This is a genomic window from Streptomyces sp. NBC_00846 (assembly GCF_045207325.1).
Classification (GTDB): domain Bacteria; phylum Actinomycetota; class Actinomycetes; order Streptomycetales; family Streptomycetaceae; genus Streptomyces.
On record NZ_CP108846.1, the window covers coordinates 6,281,291 to 6,307,076 of the forward strand.

At 70.5% G+C, this 25,786-nt stretch carries 24 protein-coding genes and 2 pseudogenes; 11 read left to right on the forward strand and 15 right to left on the reverse strand.

Annotated features, from left to right (window positions below; all coding sequences use genetic code 11):
- Positions 1-53: 53 nt before the first annotated feature.
- Positions 54-275, forward strand: a pseudogene (locus OG936_RS28890) (cytochrome); the annotation flags it as partial.
- Here the strand turns inward: OG936_RS28890 and treY are convergent.
- Positions 235-2,631 carry a malto-oligosyltrehalose synthase gene (treY, locus tag OG936_RS28895; protein WP_406498637.1) on the reverse strand — a complete coding sequence of 799 codons (2,397 nt, stop codon included), beginning with the start codon at positions 2,629-2,631 and terminating at the stop codon, positions 235-237. The pseudogene OG936_RS28890 and the gene treY overlap by 41 nt on opposite strands.
- Positions 2,632-2,720: 89 nt before the next feature.
- Positions 2,721-4,895 (reverse strand): glycogen debranching protein GlgX, encoded by a 2,175-nt coding sequence (glgX, locus tag OG936_RS28900; RefSeq protein ID WP_406498639.1) that lies wholly within the window; start codon positions 4,893-4,895, stop codon positions 2,721-2,723.
- Positions 4,896-5,252: 357 nt separating this feature from the next.
- Here glgX and OG936_RS28905 point away from each other — a divergent pair, with 357 nt between their 5' ends.
- Positions 5,253-6,485: an SAV2148 family HEPN domain-containing protein gene (locus tag OG936_RS28905; protein ID WP_383754257.1), complete on the forward strand. Its 1,233-nt coding sequence runs from the start codon at positions 5,253-5,255 to the stop codon at positions 6,483-6,485.
- Positions 6,486-6,619: 134 nt separating this feature from the next.
- Positions 6,620-7,348 (forward strand): 3'-5' exonuclease, encoded by a 729-nt coding sequence (locus OG936_RS28910; RefSeq protein WP_406498641.1) that lies wholly within the window; start codon positions 6,620-6,622, stop codon positions 7,346-7,348.
- Positions 7,349-7,445: 97 nt separating this feature from the next.
- On the opposite strand, the gene OG936_RS28915 is transcribed toward OG936_RS28910, so the two are convergent.
- The gene (locus OG936_RS28915) at positions 7,446-8,312 is read right to left on the reverse strand and encodes a phosphotransferase enzyme family protein (RefSeq protein WP_406498643.1); all 867 of its coding nucleotides are present in this window, start codon (positions 8,310-8,312) and stop codon (positions 7,446-7,448) included.
- A 125-nt stretch (positions 8,313-8,437) separates the two neighbouring features.
- On the opposite strand from OG936_RS28915, the gene OG936_RS28920 reads away from it, so the two are divergent.
- The 6 genes from OG936_RS28920 (at position 8,438) to OG936_RS28945 (ending at position 14,114) form a co-directional block, all read left to right on the forward strand.
- Positions 8,438-9,388: a carbohydrate ABC transporter permease gene (locus OG936_RS28920; RefSeq protein ID WP_406498644.1), complete on the forward strand. Its 951-nt coding sequence runs from the start codon at positions 8,438-8,440 to the stop codon at positions 9,386-9,388.
- Positions 9,385-10,224 carry a carbohydrate ABC transporter permease gene (locus OG936_RS28925; RefSeq protein WP_406498646.1) on the forward strand — a complete coding sequence of 280 codons (840 nt, stop codon included), beginning with the start codon at positions 9,385-9,387 and terminating at the stop codon, positions 10,222-10,224. The genes OG936_RS28920 and OG936_RS28925 overlap by 4 nt, the downstream gene beginning before the upstream one ends.
- Positions 10,224-11,522 carry an ABC transporter substrate-binding protein gene (locus OG936_RS28930; RefSeq protein ID WP_406498648.1) on the forward strand — a complete coding sequence of 433 codons (1,299 nt, stop codon included), beginning with the start codon at positions 10,224-10,226 and terminating at the stop codon, positions 11,520-11,522. The genes OG936_RS28925 and OG936_RS28930 overlap by 1 nt, the downstream gene beginning before the upstream one ends.
- A 369-nt stretch (positions 11,523-11,891) precedes the next feature.
- The gene (locus OG936_RS28935; protein WP_406498650.1) at positions 11,892-13,094 is read left to right on the forward strand and encodes a S8 family serine peptidase; all 1,203 of its coding nucleotides are present in this window, start codon (positions 11,892-11,894) and stop codon (positions 13,092-13,094) included.
- A 121-nt stretch (positions 13,095-13,215) separates the two neighbouring features.
- Positions 13,216-13,776, forward strand: a complete 561-nt coding sequence (locus OG936_RS28940) for a DUF1697 domain-containing protein (RefSeq protein WP_406498652.1) — start codon at positions 13,216-13,218, stop codon at positions 13,774-13,776.
- Positions 13,773-14,114: a DUF4440 domain-containing protein gene (locus OG936_RS28945; RefSeq protein ID WP_406498654.1), complete on the forward strand. Its 342-nt coding sequence runs from the start codon at positions 13,773-13,775 to the stop codon at positions 14,112-14,114. The genes OG936_RS28940 and OG936_RS28945 overlap by 4 nt, the downstream gene beginning before the upstream one ends.
- Before the next feature lie 96 nt (positions 14,115-14,210).
- Here the strand turns inward: OG936_RS28945 and OG936_RS28950 are convergent.
- Positions 14,211-14,327 (reverse strand): annotated as a pseudogene (locus OG936_RS28950) (transposase); the annotation flags it as partial.
- 175 nt (positions 14,328-14,502) lie between these two features.
- On the opposite strand from OG936_RS28950, the gene OG936_RS28955 reads away from it, so the two are divergent.
- Both OG936_RS28955 and OG936_RS28960 read left to right on the forward strand, forming a co-directional pair.
- The gene (locus tag OG936_RS28955) at positions 14,503-15,498 is read left to right on the forward strand and encodes a ketopantoate reductase family protein (protein ID WP_406498655.1); all 996 of its coding nucleotides are present in this window, start codon (positions 14,503-14,505) and stop codon (positions 15,496-15,498) included.
- 69 nt (positions 15,499-15,567) lie between these two features.
- On the forward strand, positions 15,568-16,149 hold the full coding sequence (locus OG936_RS28960; RefSeq protein WP_406498657.1) for a TIGR03086 family metal-binding protein: 582 nt from the start codon (positions 15,568-15,570) through the stop codon (positions 16,147-16,149).
- A 70-nt stretch (positions 16,150-16,219) separates the two neighbouring features.
- On the opposite strand, the gene OG936_RS28965 is transcribed toward OG936_RS28960, so the two are convergent.
- The 11 genes from OG936_RS28965 to OG936_RS29015 form a co-directional block, all read right to left on the reverse strand.
- Entirely contained in the window at positions 16,220-16,972 is a 753-nt protein-coding gene (locus tag OG936_RS28965) for a sirohydrochlorin chelatase (protein WP_406498659.1), read from the reverse strand.
- A gap of 8 nt (positions 16,973-16,980) precedes the next feature.
- Positions 16,981-17,859, reverse strand: coding sequence for an ABC transporter permease (locus OG936_RS28970; RefSeq protein WP_406498661.1), 879 nt, complete (start codon positions 17,857-17,859; stop codon positions 16,981-16,983).
- Complete coding sequence (locus tag OG936_RS28975; RefSeq protein ID WP_406498663.1) at positions 17,846-18,634, reverse strand: ABC transporter ATP-binding protein; 789 nt, start codon at positions 18,632-18,634, stop codon at positions 17,846-17,848. Before OG936_RS28975 ends, OG936_RS28970 begins: the two co-directional genes overlap by 14 nt.
- A 34-nt stretch (positions 18,635-18,668) precedes the next feature.
- Positions 18,669-19,784: an aliphatic sulfonate ABC transporter substrate-binding protein gene (locus tag OG936_RS28980; RefSeq protein ID WP_406498665.1), complete on the reverse strand. Its 1,116-nt coding sequence runs from the start codon at positions 19,782-19,784 to the stop codon at positions 18,669-18,671.
- Positions 19,785-20,019: 235 nt separating this feature from the next.
- The gene (locus tag OG936_RS28985; protein WP_406498666.1) at positions 20,020-21,396 is read right to left on the reverse strand and encodes a sulfate adenylyltransferase subunit 1; all 1,377 of its coding nucleotides are present in this window, start codon (positions 21,394-21,396) and stop codon (positions 20,020-20,022) included.
- A 1-nt stretch (position 21,397) separates the two neighbouring features.
- Entirely contained in the window at positions 21,398-22,333 is a 936-nt protein-coding gene (gene cysD, locus OG936_RS28990) for a sulfate adenylyltransferase subunit CysD (protein WP_406498668.1), read from the reverse strand.
- On the reverse strand, positions 22,330-22,899 hold the full coding sequence (gene cysC / locus OG936_RS28995) for an adenylyl-sulfate kinase (RefSeq protein WP_406498670.1): 570 nt from the start codon (positions 22,897-22,899) through the stop codon (positions 22,330-22,332). Before cysC ends, cysD begins: the two co-directional genes overlap by 4 nt.
- A complete protein-coding gene (locus OG936_RS29000) occupies positions 22,899-23,600 on the reverse strand; it encodes a phosphoadenylyl-sulfate reductase (RefSeq protein WP_406498672.1) in 702 nt (233 codons plus the stop codon). The genes cysC and OG936_RS29000 overlap by 1 nt, the downstream gene beginning before the upstream one ends.
- Positions 23,597-23,776 (reverse strand): hypothetical protein, encoded by a 180-nt coding sequence (locus OG936_RS29005; RefSeq protein ID WP_406498674.1) that lies wholly within the window; start codon positions 23,774-23,776, stop codon positions 23,597-23,599. Before OG936_RS29005 ends, OG936_RS29000 begins: the two co-directional genes overlap by 4 nt.
- Positions 23,773-25,470 (reverse strand): nitrite/sulfite reductase, encoded by a 1,698-nt coding sequence (locus OG936_RS29010; RefSeq protein ID WP_406498676.1) that lies wholly within the window; start codon positions 25,468-25,470, stop codon positions 23,773-23,775. The genes OG936_RS29005 and OG936_RS29010 overlap by 4 nt, the downstream gene beginning before the upstream one ends.
- 114 nt (positions 25,471-25,584) lie before the next feature.
- Entirely contained in the window at positions 25,585-25,668 is an 84-nt protein-coding gene (locus tag OG936_RS29015; protein WP_406500650.1) for a putative leader peptide, read from the reverse strand.
- Positions 25,669-25,786 lie beyond the last annotated feature (118 nt).

The window sequence follows — 25,786 nt, forward strand, 5'->3', positions numbered from 1 at the left end:
CCGTACACCGAATGCGCGACGCCGCCGGCGGTGCTCCCCTGCTGAGGAACCGGGCCGCCGCCGACCTCTTCGACCCCTTCCGCCGTGACCAGGGCCGTTCCCTCACCGGACCGCCCGGCTGCCCCGCCGTGGTGCTCGGCCGGCTCCAGGCCCGGCAGGGAGTGCGCGCCCTGCCGGGCGCGATGCCCCGGCTCCGCCGGCCGGACGGCTTCCGCCCGGCCGGCACCGGGCTGCTCACCCGCGGCCCGCGGGTCCTTCTCGTCCGACCCGGCTGAGCAGCGCCACCGGCCGTTCGGCGAACAGGTCGGCCGCCGCGACCGTGGCCCCGGTGAACTTCCGGCCCGCTGCCAGCAGATCGGTCCACGGCCCGTCGTCCGGCAGCGTCAGCTCCGTCCCGCGCCAGCCGCCCGACTCCGCCAGCCGCAACGACAGCCTGGTCACCGCCGTGACCACCTCGCCCGAACGGCAGAAGGCCAGACAGTGTGCGGCCGCCGGACCCCGCGCGCTCAGCGGGGTGTACGTTCCCGACTCGCCGAACAGCTCAGGCCGTTCGCGCCGCAGCCGCAGCGCGACCGCCGTGAGCTCGCCCTTCTCGCCGGACGGCCCGCCCTCGGGCGGGTGGCGGAACGGCCGCCGGTTGTCCGGGTCGACCAGCGCCACGTACTCCCGTTCCGTGCCCTGATACAGGTCCGGCACACCCGGCATCGTCAGCTGCACCAGCGCCGCGCCGAGCACATTGGCCCGTACGTACGCGTCGAGCGTGTCCGTGAACCGCTCCAGCGCCTCCCGCACCGGACCGTTGCCCGCGGCCGGCCCCGCCGCCACGAAGTCCGTCACCGCCCGCTCGTACGCCGGATCCGGCTCCGTCCAACTGGTGAAGAGCCCGGCCTCACGGACCGCCTTCAGCAGTGCGGGCTCCAGCCGCCCCGCCATCTCGCGGGCCGGCAGCTTCGCGCAGCCGTACGCCGTCTGCCAGGCCTGCCAGGCCAGTTGTGCGTCGGGCGCGGCCGCGGGAGTCACCCGGCCCAGCTCCACCAGCAGCCAGGACCACTGTTCAGGGCACTCCGTCAGCACCGCGAGTCGAGCCCGTACATCGGCGCTCCGCTTGGTGTCGTGGGTGGTCAGCGCCGTGCCCGTGGTCGGCCAGTCGCGCGCCAGCCGGGCGCAGAACGCGTGGAACTCCTCCGGCGTCACCGCCGGATGCCCGGGATCGCCGCCCACCTCGTTCGCCGAGATCAGCGGCACGTACCGGTAGAACGCCGTGTCCTCGACCGACTTCGCGCGGAGCGCCGAAGCGGTCTGGGCGAACCGGGCGCAGAATGCGGCCCGGTCGGGCCCCTCGCCCAGCCGCCCCAGCGCCAGCTCCCGCACCACATCGACGGCCGAAGCCTCCTCGGGAACGGAGAACACCGCCTTCGCGTCCGCCACGACCCCGTCCGGGAGCGTCGCCCGGGCCGTCTCCGTGCAGGGGCCACCGGCCGTCACGTAGGGGCGGTAGACGGGTACGCGTACGAGCAGTTCGCGCACGGCGGTGTGCAGCGCCCACGGGGCATGGTCCCGCAGCGCGGGGTCCTCGGCGCAGACGCGTACCGCGAGCCGGGTCAGCAGTGCGGTCTCGGCGGCCAGTTCATGGGTCACCACCCGGTACGCGGCCCGCCGCACGGTCGCCGTCCAGTGACCGCCGCGGTCCCCGGCCGGTCCCGAGTACTCCCGGTAGCGGCCGATCAGTTCCGCCGCACCCATCGGATCGACGAAGAGGCCGTCGATCCGGTGCAGCGCGTCGTACCCCGTCGTCCCGGCGACCGCCCAGTCCGCGGGCAGCGGTTCGGCCCCCGTGAGGATCTTCTCCACCACCGTCCACCGCCCGCCGGTCGCCTCCGAGAGCCGCTCCAGGTAGGCCGCGGGATCGGCGAGCCCGTCGGGGTGGTCGATGCGCAGACCGTCGACGACCCCGTCCCGGACCAGTTCGAGGATCTTGCCGTGGGTGGCGGCGAAGACCTCGGGATCCTCCACCCGCACTCCGATGAGGTCCGAGATGGTGAAGAACCGGCGGTAGTTCAGCTCCGTACGGGCCAGCCGCCACCAGCCGAGCCGGTAGTGCTGGGCATCCAGCAGTTCGGACATCGGCAGCCGGGCGGTGCCGGTCCGGAGCGGGAACGCCTGCTCGCCGTGGCGCAGCACCTCCCCGTCGACCTGGAGCCTGTCGAGCTCGACGCCGATCGGCCCGGCGAGCACCGGCAGCAGCACCTTGCCACCGCCCGCCGCCCAGTCGATGTCGAACCAGCGGGCGTACGGGGACGCGGCGCCCTCGCGCAGCACCTCCCACAGCGCGTGGTTGAGGCGGGGCATGGCGGCCATGTGGTTCGGCACGAGGTCCACGATCAGCCCGAGCCCGTGCTCACGCGCCGTACGGGCCAGCTCCCGCAGCCCCTCCTCCCCGCCGAGTTCGGCGCGCACCCGGCCGTGGTCGACGACGTCGTACCCGTGTCTGGAGCCGGGCACGGCTTCGAGGACCGGGGACAGATGCAGATGGGAGACGCCGAGCGCGGCGAGATACGGCACGGCCTGTCCGGCGGCCGAGAACGGGAAGTCCGGCTGGAGCTGGAGCCGGTAGGTGGCGGTGGGCGTCATGCGCCGTTACGTACCCAGACTGCGGCCTTCTGTGTCACGGAACGCGGCAAAGGGCTCGACCGGCGGTGTCGCCGGCCGCCGGCCGGGACCTACGCGGGCCGCTGCAGCACCGCCAGGCTCCGCCCGGCCAGCGTCACCCGTTCGCCCGCCGCCACCTTCGGCCCCGAGCGGGGAAGAACCCCCGCGGGACGTGCCGTGTCGACCACCACCAGCCACTGCCGGCCGTGATTCACCGGAACGGAGAAGTCCAGCGTCTCGGCGCTCGCGTTGAACATCAGCAGGAACGAGTCGTCGGAGATCCGTTCGCCGCGCGGGCCCGGTTCCGAGATCGCGTGGCCGTTGAGAAAGACCGTCAGCGCCTTGGCGTGCGCGGCCTGCCAGTCCCGCTGCGTCATCTCGCGGCCCTCGGGCGTGAACCACGCGATGTCCGAGAGCTCGTCGTGCGTGCCCTCGACCGGCCGCCCGTGGAAGAACCGGCGGCGCCGGAAGACCGGATGGTCGCGGCGGAGCCAGACCATCGCCCGGGTGAACTCCAGCAGGCTGCTGCCCAGGCCGTCCCCCTCGGCGGAAGCATCCCCGTCCGCGTCGTCCGTGTCGTCAGCCGCGGCCTCGGCCGGGTCGGGCCAGTGCACCCACGACAACTCGTTGTCCTGGCAGTACGCGTTGTTGTTGCCCCGCTGCGTGCGCGCGAACTCGTCGCCGTGGCTCAGCATCGGCACGCCCTGCGACAGCATCAGCGTGGCGATGAAGTTCCGCATCTGCCGCATCCGCAGCTCCAGCACCTCCGGCTGGTCCGTATCGCCCTCCGCGCCGCAGTTCCACGACCGGTTGTGGTTCTCGCCGTCCCGGTTGCCCTCGCCGTTCGCCTCGTTGTGCTTGTCGTTGTACGAGACCAGGTCGTGCAGGGTGAACCCGTCGTGGCAGGTGGTGAAGTTGATCGAGGCGAGCGGCCGCCGCCCGTCGTCCTGGTAGAGGTCCGACGACCCGGTCAGCCGCCCGGCGAACTCGGCGAGGGTCCTTGGCTCGCCCCGCCACAGGTCCCGCACGGTGTCCCGGTATTTGCCGTTCCACTCCGTCCACAGCGGCGGGAAGTTCCCCACCTGATAGCCGCCCTCGCCCACGTCCCACGGTTCGGCGATCAGTTTCACCTGGCTGACCACCGGGTCCTGCTGCACCAGATCGAAGAACGACGACAGCCGGTCCACCTCGTGGAACTGCCGGGCCAGGGTGGCCGCCAGATCGAAGCGGAACCCGTCCACGTGCATGTCCGTGACCCAGTACCGCAAGGAGTCCATGATCAGCTGGAGCACGTGCGGCGACCGCATCAGCAGGGAGTTCCCGGTCCCCGTGGTGTCCATGTAGTACCGCTGGTCGTCCGCGAGCCGGTAGTACGAGGCGTTGTCCAGGCCCCGGAAGGAGAGCGTCGGACCCAGGTGGTTGCCCTCCGCGGTGTGGTTGTAGACCACGTCGAGGATCACTTCGATGCCCGCCTGATGCAGCGCCCGTACGGCCTGCTTGAACTCCAGCACCTGCTCACCGCGGTCGCCCCAGGAGGCGTACGCGTTGTGCGGGGCGAAGAAGCCGATGGTGTTGTAACCCCAGTAATTGGCCAGCCCCGCGTCCGCCAGCCGGTGGTCCTGGACGAACTGGTGCACCGGCATCAATTCGATCGCCGTGACACCCAGTTCCGTCAGGTGGGCGATCACCTCCGGATGGGCCAGCCCCGCGTACGTACCGCGCAGCTCCTTCGGCAGCGCCGGATGGAGCATCGTCAGGCCCTTCACATGGGCCTCGTAGATCACGGTGCGGTGGTAGTCCGTACGGGGCCGCCGGTCGTCGCCCCAGTCGAAGTACGGGTTGACCACGACCGAGGTCATGGTGTGGGGCGCCGAGTCGAGATCGTTGCGCGCGTCGGGCCGGCCGAACGGATAGCCGTACACCGCCTCGCCCCACCGGATCTGCCCCGCGACGGCCCTGGCATACGGGTCGAGCAGCAGTTTGGCCGAATTGCAGCGGACGCCGCGCTCCGGTTCGTACGGGCCATGGACCCTGAATCCGTACCGCTGACCGGGCATCACCCCGGGCAGATAGGCATGGCGGACAAATGCGTCGGTCTCCCTGAGTTCCACCGCCGTCTCGGAACCGTCGTCGTGCAGCAGGCACAACTCGATTCGGTGGGAGGCCTCCGAGAAGACCGCGAAGTTGGTCCCGGCGCCGTCGTACGTGGCACCGAGCGGATACGCCTGTCCCGGCCAGACCTGCATAGGTTCGACTCTTCCACTTCTGATCCGGGTGTCTGGGGCTTTCGGGCTGCTTGTGCCAGATCTTCCCCGAAAGTGGTGCGGCTGCCTAGGACGTCGCGCGGTCCGGTCAACATCGGGCCTCTCCGTGTCGCCCGGAACGGGAATCCGGGGTGCTGAGCCGGGCGTGGGCCGGGTGCGGAGCCCCGGACGGGGTGCCCAATCACTATGAATCCGCTCACTACGGCAGATCTCGCACCCGAGAACGTGCCTATGTCACAGGGGAGTTGACGAAGCAGCCTGCGCATCCTGCTGCACCGGATCCCGCTCGCGGAGTACCCTTCCTTGATCGTTGGTGGGGGAGTGGAAGGCGGTGCGCGGGTGAGCTCGGGAGGGTTCGAGCTGCCTCCAGGTGACGCAGGTCACGAGGGGGAATCCACCGATGCCCCGCCCGGGGCGGTCTCACTTGCGCGGCCCATGGAGATCGGCGCGGAACTGGACTGGGGCGCGGACGCCTGGAGCGAGGTGCGTACGCGCGCCCAGCGGGCAGGACGTGCCTACATCTGGCTGAATCTCGTGGAGCAGCGGCTGCGCGCCGTGGTCGCCGCGGTGCTCCGGCCCATCTACGAGCCGGTCCACGGCGAGGACTGGGTGGTGGCCGCCGCCGGGCCCGCCGGGCAGGAGTGGGTGCAGCGCGCCGTCGCCGTACGCGAGGTCTCCCGCCGCAAGGGCTATCTGCTGGACCCGGCCGACGACAACGTGCTGAGCTTCCTCACGCTGCCGCAGCTGCGCGAGCTGATGGTCCAGCACTGGCCGTGTTTCGAGCCGTACTTCGACGACCGGCGCGAGGTCGAGCTGGCGTTCGACGAGCTGGAGGTCGCCCGCAATGTGGTCTCCCGCAACCGGGCTCTGAACGAGGCGGTCCTCGCCCAAGCCGAGCGCGCCTCGGCCCGGCTCCTGGAGATTTTGGGCAGCGGGGCGGCGGTCCCCTCGTCCGACCGGCTCCCGGTCGACGCCGTCGAGGAGCTGGTCGGTGACCGGTACGCGGATGTGGTCTCCGTCCACTCCGACCGGGTGCGGCTCCAGCGCCAGCTGCCCGCCGAGGACCTCTTCGGCGGTTCGCGCCGCCTCGACGCGATCGGCATCGGACTCAATCTGCTGGTGCAGAACTTCTCCGGCCGCCGGCTGATCCGGCTCGCCGAGTCGGGCTGCCGGGTCAGGCTCCTCTTCATCAACCCGGCGAGCAGCGCCGTCAAGCGCCGTGAGCGGGAGCTGGGCCTGAAGAAGGGCGAGCTGAGCCGGTCGGTGGAGATGAACATCCTCCATATGCGCCGGGTCCGCTCCAAGCTCCGTGATCCGGGCGCCTTCGAGATCCATGTCTTCGACGAGACGCCGCGCTTCACGGCCTATCTGGTGGACGGCGACGGCACGGACGCGGTCGGGGTCGTCCAGACGTATCTGCGGCACGCACGCGGCATGGAGGCGCCCGTGCTGGTGCTGCGCGGCGGTGGGCGCGCGGTGGTCCGGGCGGGACAGGAGAACGAGCACGGGCTGTTCGAGACGTACCGCGAGGAGTTCGAGTCCGTGTGGGCGGACTCCCGGCCGGTCTCTTGAGGGGTCGTTTCCTGCGGAGTCGTTCCTCGGCCGTTGCTCCTTGGCGCTGTTCCTGAGGGGCTGTCCGTCCGTTGTCAGTGGTGCATGCGAGGGTGGTCATCACCTGGGGGAGAGCACCACGAAGGAGGTACGGGATGAGCTGGCACCGGGAGGCGCTGGTCGGCTTCGACCTGGAGACGACGGGCACGGAACCGCTGGAGGCCAGGATCGTGACAGCCGCGGTCGTCGGCGTCGGCGGCAGGGACGGGGAGCCGGTGCGGCAGGACACCTGGCTGGCGGATCCGGGCATCCGGATTCCGGCACAGGCCTCGGCGATCCACGGCATCAGCAGTGAGCGGGCGGCGGCGGAGGGCCGGCCGGTGCGCGAGGTGGCCGACGAGATCGCCGAGACACTCACCGGCTACTGGCGCCAGGGGGTGCCGGTCGTCGCGTACAACGCGGCCTTCGATCTGACGCTGCTGACGGCGGAGTTGCGGCGGCACGGGCTGCCGTCGCTGAGCGACCGGCTCGACGGGGCCGGGATCGGGCCGGTCATCGACCCGTACACCATCGACCGGGCCGTCGACCGCTACCGCAAGGGCAAGCGCACCCTCGAAGCGGTCTGCGTCGAGTACGGCGTGGTGCACGGCGGCGCCCATGACGCGGGGGCGGATGCGCTGGCCGCGGTCCGGGTGGCGTACGCGATAGCCGAGCGGCACGGCTCGGTGGCCGAGCTGACCGCCGCCGAGCTCCATGAGCGCCAAGTGGAGTGGTACGCGCAATGGGCGGCCGACTTCCAGCAGTTCCTGCGCCGCAAGGGCACGGCGGACGCGGTGATCGACGGCCGCTGGCCCCTGCGCGAGCCGGCCCCGGTGACCGGCTGAGGACGCAGCGGCCCCGAGCCGGTCCGTGCTTGCGGGCGGTGCGGGCGGTCGGCGGACGGCCCCGGTCACTCGCGCTTCGGACCTGGGTGCCCGCGTCCTAGAACGGATACCACCGCACCGTCGCGTCGCCGTCGCGCAGTGATGCCACCCGGCGGCGGAACTCTTCGAGTGCCTTCGGGTTGGCCGGCGCGTGCTGGGACACCCACGCGCAGCTGGCCGTCTCCCGCGCCCCGCGCAGCACCGCACAGCCGTCCCATTCGCGGACGTCCCAGCCGTACGTGGTGGTGAAGGCGTCGTACGCCTCGGCCGCCAGCCCGTACCGGTCCCGGGACAGCGCGAGCACCACCAGATCGTGCTCGCGCAGATCGGCGGAGAAGGTCTCCAGATCGACCAGCACCGGCCCGTCCGGGCCGACGTGGACATTACGGGGGAGGGCATCGCCATGGATCGGACCGGGCGGCAGATGCGGGACCAGTGCGGCCGCGGCCGTCGCGAAGCCGTCGCGGCGCTCACGCAGATACTCGGCGTCGGCCGGGTCGATCGCATCGCCCGCGAGCCGTAGCCAGCGCTCGACCCCGCCCAGCAGCTCACGGCGCGGAAGGGCGAACCCGTCCGGCGCGGGCAGTGCGTGGACCAGGGTGAGCAGCCGCGCCAGATCCTGCGGCTCCGCCGGGCGCACGGCGTCGGGCAGCCGGTGCCAGAGCGTCACCGGGTGGCCCTCCACCAGCCGCGCCCGGGGCTCGGCGGCCCGCACGGCGGGGACCCCCGAGGCGGCCAGCCACTCGGCGACGGCCACCTCGCGCTCGGCCCGGTCCCGCAGTTCCGGGTTCCGCACGGCGTCCCGGCCGACCTTGACCACCAGGTCGCCCGCGGCGAACACCGCGTTCTCACCCAGCGCGAGCAGCTCCGCACCGCCGGACAGCCCGGCAGCGGTCAGCACTTCGCGCGCACACTTCTCGTTCATGGCTCCGATTTTCGCATCCGTGCAGGCCCGCTTGACGAACCGATGGCCCGTCAGCACGATGACGAGAACCACCTGAGCGGCCAGAACGGTATGAAGCCTATCGAATGACGCAAGGGGGCAAATTCGTGACATTAGCGAGTGCGACCGTAAAATCCGGGACACACGGCCCGCCCGGCAGTCCACACGACAGGCAGCACCGGCCGGTCAACCGGAGCGCCGGCTCCTGGTTCCTGGTGCTGCCCACGCTGATCCCGATCCTCATCCTCAGCGTCGGCCCGCTCCTCTACGGCATCGCGCTGGCTTTCACCGACGCGCAGTCCGGCCGCACCCGCTCCACCCAGTGGGTGGGCGGGCTGAACTTCCAGGACCTGCTCCACGACACCCTCTTCTGGGAGTCCTTCCGGATCGGTCTCCTGTGGGCGGTCGGCGTCACGGTCCCGCAGTTCGTGCTGGCGCTCGGCCTCGCCCTGCTGCTCAACCAGAATCTGCGGATGCGCTGGCTGGCCCGGGCGCTGGCGATCATTCCGTGGGCGATGCCCGAGGTGGTCGTCGGCATCATGTGGCGGCTCGTCTACAACCCGGACGCGGGGGTGCTCAACGAGACCATCCGCGATCTCGGCCTCGGCGACGGCCGGGCCTGGCTCACCGGACTCGCCACCGCCCTGCCCGCCGTGATCGTCGTGGGCGTCTGGGCCGGCATGCCGCAGACCACCGTCGCCCTGCTGGCCGGGCTGCAGAACACCCCGCACGAACTCCACGAGGCCGCCGCGCTGGACGGGGCGGGCGCCTGGCGCCGCTTCCGTACCGTCACCTGGCCCGCGCTCAGACCCGTCGCGCTCTCCATCACCGCGCTCAACTTCATCTGGAACTTCAACTCCTTCGCCCTGGTCTACGTACTGACCAGCGGCGGACCCGGCGGCCGTACCCGGCTGCCGATGCTCTTCGCCTACGAAGAGGCATTCCGCTACGGACAGTTCGGCTACGCCGCGGCGATGGGCTGCGTGATGGTCGCGGTGATCTCCGTGATCCTCGCCGGGTATCTCGTCGGCCGGCTCAGGGGAGGCGAGGACCGGTGAGCGCGCGTACCCGCAGATCCGCACGTGCCGGACAGTACGTCGCACTGCTCGGCTATCTCGTCTTCCTGGCGTTCCCGTTCCTGTGGCTGATCTCCACCGCCTTCAAACCGGCGCGCGAACTGGGCTCCCTGCACCCGACCTGGATCCCCGAACATCCGACGCTCGACAACTTCCGCGCGGCGTTCGACGAGCAGCCGCTGCTCCAGGCCGCCACCAATTCGCTGACCGTCGCCCTCTGCGCCGCCGTCGTCGCGGTCCTCGTCGCCACGCCCATGGCGTATGTGACGGCCCGCCACCGCTCCAGGCTCTCGACGGCCACCACGGGCTGGGTCGTGGTCAGCCAGGCGTTCCCGTTCGTCCTGCTGATCATTCCACTCTTCCTGGTCCTGAAGAACCTCCATCTGATCAACACCCTGTGGGGGCTGGCCATGGTGTACGTGGTCTGGGCGCTGCCGTTCGCGCTGTGGATGCTGACCGGATACGTACGGGCCGTGCCCGCCGAGCTCGAAGAGGCCGCCGCGGTCGACGGCGCGGGCCGGCTGCGTACGCTCGTCTCGGTCACCGCGCCGCTGCTGGCCCCCGGCATCGTCGCCACGGCGCTCTTCGCGTTCATCACCGCGTGGAACGAGTTCTTCTTCGCGCTCGTCCTGCTCAAGACACCGGAGAAGCAGACCTTGCCGGTCGTACTGACCCACTTCCTCGGCGCGGAGGGCGCGGCCGATCTCGGGCCGCTCGCCGCCGCCGCGTTCCTCGCGACCCTTCCCTCGCTGGTCGTCTTCGCGCTCATCCAGCGGCGGATCACCGGTTCCATGCTGGCCGGGGCGGTGAAGAGCTGATGCGCGCACGGGTACGGACGACCGCCGCCGCCGCGGCCACCGCGCTGGCTCTGCTGCTCACCGGCTGCGCTGGGACGGGCGACGGCAGGGGCGACGACGGGCGGACCGAGCTCAGCTTCCAGTCACTGGCCTGGCAGAAGGAGTCCGTCGACGCCAACAAGCAACTGGTGAAGGAGTGGAACGCGACCCACCCCGACATCCACGTCACCTACGTCCAGGGCAGCTGGGACACCGTCCACGACCAGCTGCTCACCTCCTTCGAGGGCGACGAGGCCCCGGACGTCATCCATGACGCCTCCGACGACCTCGCCGACTTCGCGTACGGCGGCTACCTCGCGGATCTGCGCACGCTCCTCCCGGACCGGCTGACCGCCGACATCCCGCAGCAGAGCTGGCAGACCACCACCTTCGGCGACGGCGTCTACGGAGTGCCGTTCCTCCAGGAACCCCGCGTACTGATCGCCAACACCAGGATCCTCAAGGAGTCGGGGGTCCGTATCCCCACCCCTGCCACCCCTTGGAGCTGGACCGAATTCCGGGAGGTCACCAAGGAGCTGACCGGCAAGGGGAGATACGGCGTCGCCTGGCCGCTGAAGGAGCCGGTCTCCGTCACCCTCAACCTCGGGCTCTCCGCCGGCGGCCGGCTCTTCCACCGCGACGCCGACGGCAAGGTGACCATCCGCGCGGACGAGGGCGACCAGGTCGTCCCCGGCACCATTCACGACCAGGTGAACACCGACCACAGCGCCGCACGCACCACGCTCGGCATGGGCGGCTCCGACACCCTGCCGGGATTCTTCGGCGGCAAGTACGCGATGGTTCCGCTCGGCTTCTCGTACCGCCAGCAGGTCGTCGAGCAGGCCCCCGAGGGCTTCGAGTGGACGGTGCTGCCCGCCCCCGTCGGCAGCGGGGGACTCGCCCAGGGGGTGAGCCCGCAGACCCTCTCCGTCTCGGAGGCCAGCCCGCACAAGAAGGAGGCCGCGCAGTTCATCGACTTCCTGCTGCGACCGCCGAACATGGTGCGCCTCGCCAAGGGGGACTGGATGCTCCCGACCGGCACGGCGGCCCTGGCGGACCCGGCCCTGCACACCGACAAGGACGGCTGGTCGACCGGTGTCGAGGTCGCGAAGGGACTCCGGCCGGCGCCCGCCCAGGCGGTCCGCGGCTACCCGGAATGGAAGGACAAGGTCGCCACGCCCGCCCTCCAGGAGTACTACAGCGGGGCGATCGGGGCGGCGGAGCTGAGGAAGCGTCTGGTGGACGACGGGAACCGGGTGCTGGCCCGCTATCAGCGCTGAGACGGCCCCGAAGGGCGAGCACCGCCCGCCACCCGGGGCCGAACCGTGCGGGTGACGGGCGGGGGTGGAATCAAGCCGAGTCCGCGCCCGCCCGGGGGCGCCGCCCCGTTGCCTCTTCCCGCCTGCGAAGAGTGCCGGTCGTCGACGCGGGAGCGGCAAGCTCCTTACCCGGGACGGGTGTTGCGACGGTCGTGTCCGACGTGGGCGAGGCTGGCCGGTTTCTTATTACGAAGCCTTGTTGAATAAGTCACAGCCGCGTGAGGGTCTTGATCTGAGCGCGTCAATCGGCGAGGGTTTCGAGCCAACCCCCGGAGATATTCCGACCGGGGGTCAATCCCCCCACAAAGAATGACGAGGAGACCCCTCTTCATGGCAATTCACAAGCGCGCACGCCGGATCAAGCTGACCGCGGCGATAACCGCCGTGGCCGCGGCCGTCGGAGTCACCCTGATGGGCAGCTCCCTCGCCGGAGCCGCTCCGGCTCCCGCGACGGGCATCGTCTACGGTGCGGACGCGGCGAACGCCGTATCGGGCAGCTACATCGTGATGCTGGACCACAAGGCCGATAAGGCGAAGCTCGCCAAGGAGTACGGCGGCAAGCTCGAGCGGAACTACAGCTCCGCCATCAACGGCTTCTCCGCCAGCGGCCTCACGCTGACCGAGGCCGAGCGCCTGGCCGCCGACCCGGCCGTCTCCAAGGTCGTCCAGAACAAGAAGTTCCACATCGACGCCACCCAGCAGAACCCGCCGTCCTGGGGGCTGGACCGGATCGACCAGACCGAGACGGCCGGCGACGACGCGTACACCTACCCGGACAGCGCGGGCGAGGGCGTCACCGCGTACGTCATCGACACCGGTGTCCGCACCACGCACAACGAGTTCGAGGGCCGGGCCGGCTCGGGTTACGACGCCGTCGACGACGACGACAGCGCCGACGACGGCAACGGCCACGGCACGCATGTGGCGGGCACCATCGCCGGTGCGACCTACGGGGTCGCCAAGAAGGCGAAGATCGTCGCGGTCCGGGTCCTCGACGACTCCGGCTCGGGCACCACCGAGCAGGTCGTCGCCGGCATCGACTGGGTCACCGAGCACCACGAGGGACCCTCCGTCGCCAACATGAGCCTCGGCGGCAGCGCGGACGAGGCGCTCGACGCCGCGGTCCAGAAGTCCATCGCCTCCGGAGTCACCTTCGCGGTGGCCGCCGGAAACGACTCCGCCGACGCGAGCGACAGCTCCCCGGCCCGCGTCCCGGAGGCCATCACGGTCGCCTCGTCCACAGTGGACGACGAGCAGTCGTCGTTCTCCAACTACGGCTCGATCGTGGACATCTACGCCCCCGGATCGGGCATCACCTCGTCCTGGAACGACAGCGACGACGGCTCCAACACCATCTCCGGTACGTCCATGGCGACCCCGCACGTCGTCGGTGCCGCCGCCGTCTACCTCTCCGGCCACCCGGACGCCACCCCGGAAGAGGTCGCCACGGCCCTGACCGACGGTGCCACCCCCGACGCGATCTCCCACGCGACCGAGGGCACACCGAACAAGCTGCTGAGGGTCGTCGAGTAACCGCCCCCGCAGCCGTGACCGGGCAGCAAACGCCCGGCGCGACGGAATCGGCGGCCGCCGCGCCCTCCCCCACGGGGCGCGGCGGCCGCACCGCGCGAAGCGATCGTCCTATGGTGTGCCCATGACGATGTACGCGGCGCTGCTGCGCGGAATCAACGTGAGCGGCCACAAGAAGGTTCCGATGGCCGAACTCCGCACACTGCTCACCGAACTGGGCCACCGCGACGTCCGCACCCACCTGCAGAGCGGCAACGCCGTGTTCAGCAGTCCGTCGGACGACGAGAACGCACTCGCCGCCGAACTGGAACGGGCCATCGAGAAACGGTTCGGCTTCCCCGTCCCCTGCCTGGTCCGGGACGGCGCCTACCTCGCGGCAGTTGCGGCGGCCTGCCCCTTCCCGGCCGCCGAACTCGAAGGCAGACAACTGCACATCACCTACTTCGGACAGCCCGTCGACGCCGAACGCTTCGCCCGGATCGATCCGGCGGCCTACCTCCCCGAGGAGTTCCGGCTCGGCGACCGCGCGCTCTACCTCTACGCCCCCGAGGGACTGGGCCGCTCCAAACTCGCCGACGCACTGTCCCGGCCCGCCCTAACCAAGGGCCTCACGGCCACCTCGCGCAACTGGAACACCGTGGTCAAGCTCGTGGAAATGACCGCACACGACGGAGCCCGCACATGAGCGAACCGTCCCCCGCGGTGGCCGCGGCCGTCGAGGGCGAGCTCCGCCTCCTGGACCCGGCGGTACGAGCCTCCGCCGAACTCCTCTCCCGGGTACTGCACCCCGAGTACCGCGAGATCGACTCCACCGGCCGGGTCTGGGACCGCGACATGATGATCGCCTCGCTCACCGGGGACGACGCCCCGCACCCCGGCCCGCTCACCGCGTCCCGGATGCGCGGAGTCCAGCTGGACGGCCAACTCGTCCACGTCACCTACGACACCGAGGTGAAGGGGCTCTTCGCCCACCGCAGTTCGCTGTGGCGGCTGAACGGCGTGGGCTGGTTGCTCTACCTCTGATCTTGGCCAGTGCTCCGCCCTTCAGGTCGGGGGTGAAGGCCATCTTTGGCTCGGAGGCGCGGAGTGCCGGAGTGCTCTTCGTCTCCGGGGTGACGGTCAGACGGGGCGCTGCTGGTTTTCGATGTACTGCTTGACGACGGTCAGGGGTGCCCCGCCGCATGATCCTGCGAAGTATCCGGGGCCGGTCAGCTGGGCGGTGCCGTATCCGAGACGGCGTACGGGCAGCTCGCCACCGAGCAGGAACACATCGCCGTGCGGCTGTGACGTGGAAGACATGATGGGAACACTAGTCCCCCTCGATGATCCGATCTTCCGTCCTATGCTGAGGTGTCGTCGGCCCTTCGGGGGACCGTTGTGCCGACCTGTGCGGCCGTGGACGGGAGTGGGGATGCGCTACATCATCATCGGGGCGGGCGCCGTCGGCGGCGTCCTCGGGGGACGGCTGTCCGAGGCCGGCCACGACGTCGTGCTCGTCGCACGCGGTGCGCAGTACGAGGCGTTGCGCGCCGGCGGGCTGCGGCTCGTCACGCCCGATGGGTCGTCCACCCGTCCGATCCCCGTCATCGACCGCCCCGAGGCGCTCGAACTGACCGCGGACGACGTTCTCGTGCTCGCCGTGAAGACGCAGGACAGCACGGCCGCCCTCGATGCCTGGAGCGTCCGGCCCGTCGCGGGCGGCTCCACGGCGGGCGAGCGGCTGCCGCTGATCTGCGCGCAGAACGGGGTGGAGAGCGAACGCCTCGCACTGCGGCGCTTCCGGCGCGTGTACGGCATGTGCGTCTGGCTGCCCGCCACCTTCGTCGAACCCGGCGAGGTCTTGGCCGCCGGAACGCCCCTGACCGGCGTTCTGCACCTGGGCCGCTACCCGGCGGGGACCGACGAGACGGCCCGCCTGATCGCCGCCGACCTGGAGAAGTCGAAGCTGCTGGCCCCGGTCGTGCATGACGTGATGCGCTGGAAGTACGGCAAGCTGCTCTCCAACCTCGCCAACGCGATCGAGGCCGTCACTGGCCCGCTCACCGGACAGGACGCGTCCGCGCTGCTGGAGCGGGCACTCGCCGAGGGGCGGGCCGTGCTCGCGGCCGCCGGCATCGATCCGGTCAGCCGGGAGGACCAGGCCGCGGCGCGGGCCGGTCTCCGCCTCGAACCGTTCGACGGCTCCCCTCGCGGCGGCTCGTCCTGGCAGAGCCTCAGCCGGGGCACAGGCACGATCGAGGCCGACTACCTCAACGGCGAGATCGTGCTGCTCGGCCGCCTCCACGGCGTACCCACGCCGGTCAACGACGTACTTCGCCGCACCGCGAACACGTTCGCGCGCGAGCGCCGGGAGCCCGGCTCGATGCCCGTGGCCGAACTGGTCGCCTTCGTCGACGCCGCCACCTGAAGCGGCGGGCCCGGCCGTCGTCGCCTTTCTTCAATGCCGTTGTCAGTGGCCCGTCCTAGTCTGGGACGCATGAAGATCGAGCATGCTCACATGACCGAAGTCGCCGGCGAGGCGGTCCGCATCGCGCGTTCCATCACCACCGATCAGCTCGGACTGCCCACTCCCTGTGGCGACTGGGACCTGCGTGAACTCATCAACCACTGGGTGCTCTACACCTCCCACGGCCTGGAGCACCGCGCCCTGGACAAGGATCTCCCCGACGAGCTCACCACCCGCGACTTCACCGCCGACGCCGACTGGGCGCAGCAGTACGCGGCACAACTGGACCGGGCCCTCGCCGCCTGGTCGGACCCGGTGGTCTGGGAGGGCGAGGTCGACCTCGGGAATTCCACGACGCCCGCTGCCGAGACAGCCGCGATGCTCATCGAGGAGATGGCCCTGCACACCTGGGACGTGGCCCGCGCCGTCGGCGAGGAGCTCCGGCTCTCCGACGCCGCGGCCGCCTATGTCCTCGATGCCGTCGACGGCAACGCCGCGCTCTACCGGCAGTACGACGGCTTCGCCGACGAGGTGACGGTGCCCGGATCGGCGTCGCTGCTCCAACGGGCGCTGGCCCACAGCGGACGCGACCCGCACTGGACCGCGGCCTGAGAGCGGTTCGTCCCCAGTTGGTCCTCGGCGCGGAAGCGGCCCGGAAGCGGTCCGGCGGACGGGCGCCGGGCTACGCGGTGAGCGTGACCGCCCGGGCGCGCGGGACGCGGGCCTCGTCGTACCGGGTCAGCAGCAGCCGTGCCAGCTCCGGTGACGCGCCGAGGACATCGGCCAGCACGTCCGCCCCGGCCGCGCCCGCGGCGATGCGGTCCGGGAGCCGGCCGGGTGCGATGACATAGGGAGCCACCGCCACCCGCCGTACGCCCTCGGCACGTAGGGTCCGTACGGCTTCCTCGGTGCGGGGGAGGGATGCGGAGGCGAACGCAGGCCGCACGGCGCACCAACCGGTGTGCCGCAGCTCCCGCGCGATTTCAGCGATCACTGCGATCGCCTCCGGGTCTGTGGAGCCCGCCGAGGCCAGGACGAGCCCGGTCGAGCCGCGGTCACCGGGACGGATCCCGGCTTCGTGCAGCCGTCGTTCCAGTGCCGAGTTCAGCAGGGGTGACGGGCCGAGCACCTCGGCCTGCCGGATGCGCATCCGAGGCAGCCTGGTCCGGGCCTCGTGCAGCACCGTCGGGATGTCGGACTTGGCGTGGAAGGCCCGGGTGAGCAGGAGGGGGAGCGCGATGACGGCCCCCGCCCCCTGTGCGGCCAGCCGCTCCAACACCCTCGGCACCGACGGTGCGTTGAAGTCCAGGAAGCCGGTCTCCACGCGCAGCCCCGGCCGCAGCGACCGCACCCGCGCGGTGAGCGCGTGCACGGTCGCCGCGTGCCGCGGGTCGCGGCTGCCGTGGGCGATGACGAGGAGGACCGGGGCGGACATGGCGTGGCTCAGTTCTTGACGAGGAGACCGCGGCTGCGCAGCACCCACCGCTCCAGCGGACTGAAGATCAGCAGGTCGATCGCGATGCCGACGAACAGGATCAGGATGATGGCCAGGAAGATGCCGGGCATGTCGGCGTTGTTGCGGCCGTTCTCCAGCAACTGCCCGAGCCCGAGCCCGAGGTCGGGGGAGGACGCGATGATCTCGGCGGCCATCAGCGAGCGCCAGGAGAACGCCCAGCCCTGCTTCAGACCGGCCAGATAGCCGGGCAACGCGGCCGGCAGCACGATGTGCCAGGTTCCGCGCAGCCCGGTCGCACCGAGCGTGCGGCCCGCCCTGAGGAACAGCGGCGGCACCTGGTCGACGCCGGATACCAGCCCGTTGGCGACCGAGGGGACGGCGCCCAGCAGGATCACCGCGTACATCATCTTGTCGTTCAGCCCGAGCCAGATCACGGCGGGCGCCACCCAGGCCACCGACGGCAGGGACTGCAGCCCGGACAGGATCGGGCCGATCGCCGCCCGTACGAATTTCACCCGGGCGACCAGCAGACCCAGCGGCGTACCGATGGCCACGGCCAGCAGGAAGCCGAGCAGACCGCGCGAGATGCTGGTCCAGACGACGCCCAGGAGCGTCCCCTGCAGCCACATGTCGGCCACGCTGTTCCACACCGCACCCGGTGAGGGCAGCTTGTAGTCGTCGGTGACCCTGGCCTCGACGAGCAACTGCCAGACGACGACCACCAGCGCCACGGCGAGCACCGGCGGCAGCACCTTGCGGAGCAGCACCTCGCGCACCGGGGTGCGGCGCACCTGCACGGCGTCCAGCGCGTCGAGCCCGGCCTCCAGCCCGGCCAGATCGTCGGGCTTGGTGTCAGTGCCGGCCATGACGGCGGATCTCCCCACGCAGTTGTTCGGTGATCTCAAGGGACAGTTCCGCCACAGCGGTGTCCTCGATACGGCGCGGCTGATCGATGTCGACCGGCCACTGGCGGGCGATCCGGCCGGGCCGGGACGACAGCAGGACGACGCGCCCGGCGAGCCGTACCGCCTCGCGCACGTTGTGCGTGACGAAGAGGACCGAGACCTTCGTCTCGCGCCAGATCCGGGTCAGCTCGTCATGCAGCACGTCCCGGGTGATGGCATCGAGCGCGGCGAACGGCTCGTCCATCAGCAGCAGTTGACTGTCCTGGGCGAGCGCCCGGGCCATGGCCACCCGCTGCCGCATGCCGCCCGAGAGCTCATGCACCCGTTTCCCGTACGACCCGCCCAGCCGTACGAGTTCCAGCAGCCGCTCCGCCTCCGTGCGGCGCTCCGACTTGGGTACGCCGCGCAGCCGCAGCGCGAGTTCGATGTTCTTGCCCGCGGTCAGCCACGGGAACAGGGCGTGCTCCTGGAACATCAGGGCCGGGCGCCCGCCGGGGGTCTCGATGGATCCCGCGGTCGGGCGGTCGAGCCCGGCCACCAGGTTCAGCAGCGTCGACTTTCCGCACCCGGAGGCTCCCAGGAGGGTGACGAACTCGCCTGGTGCGACATCGAGCGTGATGTCGTCCAGGACGAGCTGCTGCCCCGTCGGTCCGCCGAAGGACTTGGAGACATGTGCGATACGAGCGGCGTGCCCGACCGAGACACGGTCCCCGGCCTCGGTGAGAGTGGTCGCCATGGTCGTCACCTCCTGGGAGTCTGTGAGCGGGTGCTTACTTGACGCCGAGACCGGCGTCGGCCACCTCGGGCCTGCCCGCGGCCTTGAGGATCTTGTTCAGCGGCTTCAGGTCGTAGATGCCGTTGAGGTCCGGCTTCTCCAGAAGGCCCGCCTTCACCGCGTGCTGGGCCTGCGCGTCGAGCGTGGCCGCCAGCGGGTCGTCGGTGATCTGGATCGACTTCCACGCCGGGTCGATGATCTCGGCGGGCAGCGCCTTGCCGGTCAGCTTCTTCAGTGCCGCATTGGCGGAGGCCTTCGCCTTGTCCGGGTCGGCGTTGATCCACGCGTTGGTCTTCACCGAGCCCCGCAGCACCGCCTCGACGACGTCCGGGTGTTCCTTGAGGAACTTCTGCGACACGATGATGTTCGTGATCACGAACTTGTCGCCCGGCCACAGCGTCGACTCGTCGAGCAGTTCCTCGGCCCCCTCGGCGACCAGCTTGGACGCGGTGGGCTCGGGGACCCAGGCGCCGTCGATGGAGCCGGACTTGTAGGCGTCCGGCGTCACCTTGTTGTCCGTACGGACCACGGAGACGTCGCCCTTGCCGCTCTGGGCGTCGACCTTCCAGCCCTTCTCGGAGATCCAGTTGAGGAAGGCCACGTCCTGGGTGTTGCCGAGCTGCGGGGTGGCGATCTTCTTGCCCTTGAGGTCGTCGAGGGTCTTGATCTTCTTCGGGTCGACGACCAGCTTCACACCGCCGGAGGCCGAACCGCCGATGATCCGCAGGTTTTTGCCCTTGGACTTCGTGTAGCCGTTGATGGAGGGCGACGGGCCGATGAAGCCGATGTCGATCGAGTCGGCGTTCAGCGCCTCGATCTCTGACGGCCCCGCGTTGAACTGCGAGGTCTTCAGCTGCGTGCCGCCGAGCTCCTTCTGGAAGAGGCCCTCCTGGTCACCGACCAGGGCGGTGGCGTGCGTGAGGTTCGGGAAGTACCCGATCCGTACGGTGTCCGCGGAGAGCTTCTTCGCGTCGGCGGCGACGTTCGCCTTCTTGGCGTCGTCGTCCTTCGCCTCGGAGCCGTAGCCGCAGGCGGTGAGCGCGACGGCGAGCAGCGGCAGGGCGGCGGCAGCGGCGAGGCCGCGGCGCAGCGTGGTACGGGGGGCAGGCACGGGAGGCTTTCCTCTCGTCGGCCCGGTGCTCGCGTCCCTCGGAACTTACGGGGACGCGGCCGGGAATTCGGCAGGTCTTCGTCTGAACGGGCGTTGCGGGTGGTACGGGTGGGCGCGCAGGCAGTGCGCGTACGTCATCGCGCACATCGCGCGACTCCGCCCTGGCCGCTGCCGAGGACGCCGCTGCCGACGCGGCCGCCCTCCTTCGCGAACGTGGAGTAGATGTCGATGGTCATCAGAAGTCCCACTCGGCGTCGTCGGCCGTGTCGGCCGCGGTCTCGGTCACGGCGGCGAACGAGGCGCCCGCCATGCCCGCCGTCAGCGTGGTGCCGTCCGCCGGGTCGATCAGCAGGAAGGAGCCGGTGCGCCGGGAGTCCGCGTACGCGTCGAGGGCGAGCGGCTCCGCGGTGCGGACGACGACCCGGCCGATGTCATTGGCGACGAGCCGGCCGGGGGCCGGGTGCTGGGAGAGGTCGTCCAGCGTGAGGCGCGAGGGGATGTCCTTGACGATCGCCTTGACCGTGCGGGTGGTGTGCTTGAGCAGCACCCGCTGGCCGATGGTGAGTGGCTGGTCGGAGACGTGGCATACGGTCGCCTCGACGTCCTGGGTGACAGCGGGCGCGTCGTCGGCCGGCGCGATCAGGTCGCCGCGCGAGATGTCGATGTCGTCGGCCAGCCGGATCGTCACCGACTGGGGCGCCCAGGCGATGTCCACGCTCTCGCCGAGCGCGTCGATCGCGGTGACCGTCGAGGTGCGGCCCGAGGGCAGGACGGTGACGGTCTCACCGACGCGGAACGCGCCGGCCGCGATCTGGCCCGCGTAGCCGCGGTAGTCCGGGTGCTCGGCGGTCTGCGGCCGGATGACGTACTGGACGGGGAAGCGGGCGTGGCAGGCGGTGAGGTCATGGCTGACCGGTACCGTCTCCAGGTGTTCCAGGACCGTCGGGCCGCCGTACCAGTCCATGTTGGCGGACGGCTCCACGACGTTGTCACCGGCCAGCGCGGAGATCGGGATCGCGGTACACCAGTTTTCCTGGGGGTCGCCCCCAGACCTCCAGCCGGGGACACCCAGGGACGCCGCGTACGCGGTGAACTCCTCGGCGATGGCGGCGAAGACGGGCTCCGCGTAGTCGACCAGGTCCATCTTGTTGACGGCCAGCACCACGTGCGGCACCCGCAGCAGTGCGGCGACCGCGGCATGGCGGCGGGTCTGCTCGACGACACCGTTGCGGGCGTCGACCAGGACGACGGCCAGCTCGGCCGTCGAGGCGCCCGTCACCATGTTCCGGGTGTACTGCACATGCCCCGGGGTGTCGGCCAGGATGAACCGGCGGCGCGGCGTCGCGAAGTAGCGGTAGGCGACATCGATGGTGATGCCCTGCTCACGTTCGGCCCGCAGCCCGTCGGTCAGCAGCGCCAGATCGGGCGCCTCCTGGCCCCGGCTGCGCGAGGCGCGCTCGACGGCCTCCAGCTGGTCGGTGAGGACCGACTTGGAGTCGTGCAGCAGACGTCCCACGAGGGTGGACTTGCCGTCGTCGACGGACCCCGCGGTGGCGAACCGCAGCAGGGTGGTGGTCGACAACTGCTCTGCGTGCTGGGTGAGTGTGGTCATCCTAGAAGTACCCCTCGCGCTTGCGGTCTTCCATCGCGGCCTCGGACATCTTGTCGTCGGCACGCGTCGCGCCCCGCTCGGTGAGCCGGGAGGCGGCGATCTCGTCGATCACGGCGTCCAGCGTCGTCGCGTCCGAGTCGACGGCGCCGGTGCACGACATGTCACCGACCGTGCGGTAGCGGACCTGCCGGGTCTCGACCCGCTCGCCCTCCTTGGGGCCGCCCCAGTCGCCCGCGGTCAGCCACATGCCGGAGCGGTTGAAGACCTCGCGCTCATGGGCGAAGTAGATCTCCGGGAGCTCGATGCCCTCGCGGTCGATGTACTGCCAGACGTCCAGCTCGGTCCAGTTGGAGATCGGGAAGACCCGGACGTGCTCACCGGGGGCGTGCCGGCCGTTGTAGAGCTGCCACAGCTCGGGGCGCTGGCGGCGCGGGTCCCACTGGGAGAACTCGTCGCGCAGCGAGAAGACCCGCTCCTTGGCGCGCGCCTTCTCCTCGTCGCGGCGCCCGCCGCCGAACACGGCGTCGAAGCGGTGCTGCTGGATCGTCTCGGTCAGCGGCACGGTCTGGAGCGGGTTGCGGGTGCCGTCCGGGCGCTCGCGGAGCTTCCCGGCATCGATGTACTCCTGCACGGAGGCGACATGGAGCCGCAGCCCGTGCCGGGCCACCGTGCGGTCGCGGTACTCCAGCACCTCGGGGAAGTTGTGCCCGGTGTCGACGTGCAGCAGTGCGAACGGCACCGGCGCGGGCGCGAACGCCTTGAGCGCCAGGTGCAGCATCACGATCGAGTCCTTGCCGCCGGAGAACAGGATCACCGGCCGCTCGAACTCACCCGCCACCTCACGGAAGATGTGCACGGCCTCGGACTCCAGGGAGGCCAGGTGGCTGAGTGCGTACGGATTGCCGGTGCCTTCCGACACAGTCGCGACGGTCGTCACGCCGCACCCCTCTCGCTCAGCAGCGCGTACAGCTCCGCCGCGGACTCCTGCACGGTCTGTCGGTGCGACTCGATCCGCAGATCCGGCGACTCGGGCGCCTCGTACGGGTCGTCGACCCCGGTGAGCCCGCTGATCTCGCCCGCCGCCTGCTTGGCGTAGAGCCCCTTCACATCGCGTACGGAGCACACCTCGACCGGGGTCGCGACGTGCACCTCCAGATACGCGGTCCCCTCGGCCTGGTGCCGCCCCCGCACCGCGTCGCGGCTGTCCGCGTACGGGGCGATGACGGGGACCAGCACCTTCACGCCGTTGGCCGCCAGCAGCTCGGCGACGAAGCCGATCCGCTGGACGTTGGTGTGGCGGTCCTCGCGGGAGAAGCCCAGACCCGCGGAGAGGAACTCCCGGATCTCGTCGCCGTCGAGGACCTCCACGCGGTGGCCCTCGCCGCGCAGCCGCCCGGCGAGTTCGTACGCGATGGTGGTCTTGCCCGCGCTCGGCAGACCGGTCAGCCAGATGGTGGCACCCGTCTCCGTCACGCTCATCGAAGTCTCCTGATCAGTCGTCATCAGTCGTGCAGCCCGCACTCGGTCTTGCCCCGGCCGGCCCAGCGTCCGGCGCGTGCGTCCTCGCCCTCCAGCACGCGTCGGGTACAGGGCGCGCAGCCGACGGAGGCGTATCCGTCCATCAGCAGCGGGTTGGTGAGGACGCCGTGCTCCGCGACGTACGCATCGACGTCGTCCTGGGTCCAGCGGGCGATCGGCGAGACCTTGACCTTCTGCCGCTTCTCGTCCCAGCCGACGACCGGGGTGTTCGCCCGGGTCGGGGACTCGTCGCGGCGCAGCCCGGTCGCCCAGGCCGCGTACGAAGTCAGGCCCTCCTCAAGGGGCTTGACCTTCCGCAGCTTGCAGCACAGGTCGGGGTCGCGGTCGTGCAGTTTCGGCCCGTACGCGGCGTCCTGCTCGGCCACGGTCTGCCGCGGGGTGAGCGTGATGACGTGGACGTCCATCACGGCTTCGACCGCGTCGCGGGTCCCGATCGTCTCGGGGAAGTGGTATCCGGTGTCGAGGAAGACCACGTCGACGCCGGGAAAGGCGCGCGAGGCGAGGTGGGCGACGACCGCGTCCTCCATGGACGAGGTGACGCAGAACCGCTTGCCGAAGGTGTCGGAGGCCCACTTCAGGATGTCCAGCGGGGAGGCGTTCTCCAGCTCCCGGCCCGCGCGTTCGGCCAGGCTCTTGAGGTCATCGGGCTGCTGGGTATCCGTCATATCCCCTCCCGTTCAACGTCGTTGCGCTGCAGTCCTCGGGTCAGCAGACCCAGGAACTTGAGCTGGAACGCGCGGTTGCAGGAAGCACATTCCCAGGCGCCGTGGCCGGTCTCGTGCGGGCGCAGGTCCTCGTCGCCGCAGTAGGGGCAGTGGAACGGTGCGGCGCGCTCGCTCATGACAGCGACTCCGCACTGGCCCGCGCCGCCCACGTCGCGAACCGCTCGCCGTCCTCGCGCTCCTCCTGGAAGCGGCCCAGGACCCGCTCGACGTAGTCGGGCAGCTCGGTCGAAGTGACCTTCAGGCCACGGACCTTGCGGCCGAACCCGGCCTCAAGACCCAGGGCGCCGCCCAGGTGGACCTGGTAGCCCTCGACCTGATTGCCGTCGTCGTCCAGCACGAGCTGGCCCTTGAGGCCGATGTCGGCGGTCTGGATGCGGGCGCAGGCGTTGGGGCAGCCGTTGAGGTTGATGGTGAGCGGTTCGTCGAAGTCCGGCAGCCGGCGCTCCAGTTCGTCGATGAGCGAGGCGCCGCGCGCCTTCGTCTCGACGATCGCCAGCTTGCAGAACTCGATGCCGGTGCAGGCCATCGTGCCGCGGCGGAACGGTGACGGCCGCACCTGGAAGTCGAGCGCCTCCAGTCCGGCGACCAGGGAGTCCACCTGGTCCGACGCCACGTCGAGGATGAGCATCTTCTGCTCGACGGTGGTACGCAGCCGGTCCGAGCCGTGCGCGGCGGCCAGCGCGGCGATCTTGGCGAGTGTGGAGCCGTCCACGCGGCCGACCCTGGGGGCGAAACCGACGTAGAAACGGCCGTCCTGCTGCTGGTGCACACCCACGTGGTCGCGCCAGCGGCTGCTGGGCTGCCCGGGCGCGGGCCCGTCGATCAGCGGACGCTTCAGGTACTCGTCCTCCAGTACCTGGCGGAACTTGGCGGGGCCCCAGTCGGCCATCAGGAACTTCAGCCGGGCGCGGGTGCGCAGCCGCCGGTACCCGTAGTCGCGGAAGATGCCGACGACTGCGGCCCAGACGTCCGGAACCTCGTCGAGCGGCACCCAGGCGCCGAGGCGCTCGGCGAGCCGCGGATTGGTGGAGAGCCCGCCACCGACCCAGACGTCGAAACCCGGACCGTGCTCGGGGTGGACCACACCGACGAACGCGATGTCGTTGATCTCGTGCACCACGTCCTGCACCGGCGAACCCGAGATCGCGGTCTTGAACTTGCGCGGCAGGTTGGAGAATTCCCTGTTGCCGATGTAGCGGTCGTGGATCTCGTCGACGGCGGGTGTGCCGTCGATGATCTCATCGGCGGCTATCCCCGCCACGGGGGAGCCGATGATCACGCGGGGGCAGTCGCCGCAGGCTTCGGTGGTGGAGAGCCCGACGGCCTCCAGCTTCTCCCAGATCGCCGGGACGTCCTCGATGCGGATCCAGTGCAGCTGGATGTTCTGCCGGTCGGTGATGTCCGCGGTGCCGCGTGCGTACTCCTGCGAGATCTCGCCGATGACCCGCAGCTGCGCGGTGGTCAGCCGGCCGCCGTCGATCCGGACCCGCAGCATGAAGTACTTGTCGTCGAGCTCCTCCGGCTCCAGGACCGCGGTCTTGCCGCCGTCGATGCCGGGCTTGCGCTGGGTGTACAGACCCCACCAACGCATGCGCCCACGAAGGTCGTTGGGGTCGATCGAGTCGAAACCGCGCTTGGCATAGATCGTCTCAATGCGTGTCCGCACATTGAGACCGTCGTCATCCTTCTTGAACTGCTCATTGCCGTTGAGCGGAGTGTGGTGCCCCACGGCCCACTGGCCTTCGCCACGGTGGCGACCGGCCTTGCGGCGGGGCGTGACGGGCGCAGGCTGTTCCGGGGTAGCGGCCATGACGGTACGTCCTTCGGGACTGCAGGAGGGCGGCTCTGAACTGCACACTCGCGCTGAGGCGCGGCGGTGCGCAGGATGGGCGGAGAAAAAAGGATCGCGGCGGTGCTGGGACTCTCAGCTCGCCGGACAGGTGGCGCTGGACACGCGGCCGAGGTCGACGTGGCGTCGACTCACCAAGGCAATTCCAGTTCCAGACATGACGGAAGCGTGTCACGCGAATCTCCGGGCAGTCCACCACGATCCATGATGTGGACGAGAGTGTCCCGTCATGCGAGATGATGTGGTGCCCGTCACCCGACCCGCGCGGGCCGGACCG

Excerpts from the sequence above, each read along its gene's own strand:
- treY (WP_406498637.1), bottom strand. The coding sequence starts at position 2,631 with ATGACGCCCACCGCCACCTACCGGCTCCAGCTCCAGCCGGACTTCCCG.
- glgX (WP_406498639.1), bottom strand. The coding sequence starts at position 4,895 with ATGCAGGTCTGGCCGGGACAGGCGTATCCGCTCGGTGCCACGTACGAC.
- OG936_RS28910 (WP_406498641.1), top strand. The coding sequence starts at position 6,620 with ATGAGCTGGCACCGGGAGGCGCTGGTCGGCTTCGACCTGGAGACGACG.
- OG936_RS28915 (WP_406498643.1), bottom strand. The coding sequence starts at position 8,312 with ATGAACGAGAAGTGTGCGCGCGAAGTGCTGACCGCTGCCGGGCTGTCC.
- OG936_RS28930 (WP_406498648.1), top strand. The coding sequence starts at position 10,224 with ATGCGCGCACGGGTACGGACGACCGCCGCCGCCGCGGCCACCGCGCTG.
- OG936_RS28935 (WP_406498650.1), top strand. The coding sequence starts at position 11,892 with ATGGCAATTCACAAGCGCGCACGCCGGATCAAGCTGACCGCGGCGATA.
- OG936_RS28940 (WP_406498652.1), top strand. The coding sequence starts at position 13,216 with ATGACGATGTACGCGGCGCTGCTGCGCGGAATCAACGTGAGCGGCCAC.
- OG936_RS28945 (WP_406498654.1), top strand. The coding sequence starts at position 13,773 with ATGAGCGAACCGTCCCCCGCGGTGGCCGCGGCCGTCGAGGGCGAGCTC.
- OG936_RS28955 (WP_406498655.1), top strand. The coding sequence starts at position 14,503 with ATGCGCTACATCATCATCGGGGCGGGCGCCGTCGGCGGCGTCCTCGGG.
- OG936_RS28960 (WP_406498657.1), top strand. The coding sequence starts at position 15,568 with ATGAAGATCGAGCATGCTCACATGACCGAAGTCGCCGGCGAGGCGGTC.
- OG936_RS28965 (WP_406498659.1), bottom strand. The coding sequence starts at position 16,972 with ATGTCCGCCCCGGTCCTCCTCGTCATCGCCCACGGCAGCCGCGACCCG.
- OG936_RS28970 (WP_406498661.1), bottom strand. The coding sequence starts at position 17,859 with ATGGCCGGCACTGACACCAAGCCCGACGATCTGGCCGGGCTGGAGGCC.
- OG936_RS28975 (WP_406498663.1), bottom strand. The coding sequence starts at position 18,634 with ATGGCGACCACTCTCACCGAGGCCGGGGACCGTGTCTCGGTCGGGCAC.
- OG936_RS28985 (WP_406498666.1), bottom strand. The coding sequence starts at position 21,396 with ATGACCACACTCACCCAGCACGCAGAGCAGTTGTCGACCACCACCCTG.
- cysC (WP_406498670.1), bottom strand. The coding sequence starts at position 22,899 with ATGACGACTGATCAGGAGACTTCGATGAGCGTGACGGAGACGGGTGCC.
- OG936_RS29000 (WP_406498672.1), bottom strand. The coding sequence starts at position 23,600 with ATGACGGATACCCAGCAGCCCGATGACCTCAAGAGCCTGGCCGAACGC.
- OG936_RS29005 (WP_406498674.1), bottom strand. The coding sequence starts at position 23,776 with ATGAGCGAGCGCGCCGCACCGTTCCACTGCCCCTACTGCGGCGACGAG.
- OG936_RS29010 (WP_406498676.1), bottom strand. The coding sequence starts at position 25,470 with ATGGCCGCTACCCCGGAACAGCCTGCGCCCGTCACGCCCCGCCGCAAG.
- OG936_RS29015 (WP_406500650.1), bottom strand. The coding sequence starts at position 25,668 with ATGTCTGGAACTGGAATTGCCTTGGTGAGTCGACGCCACGTCGACCTC.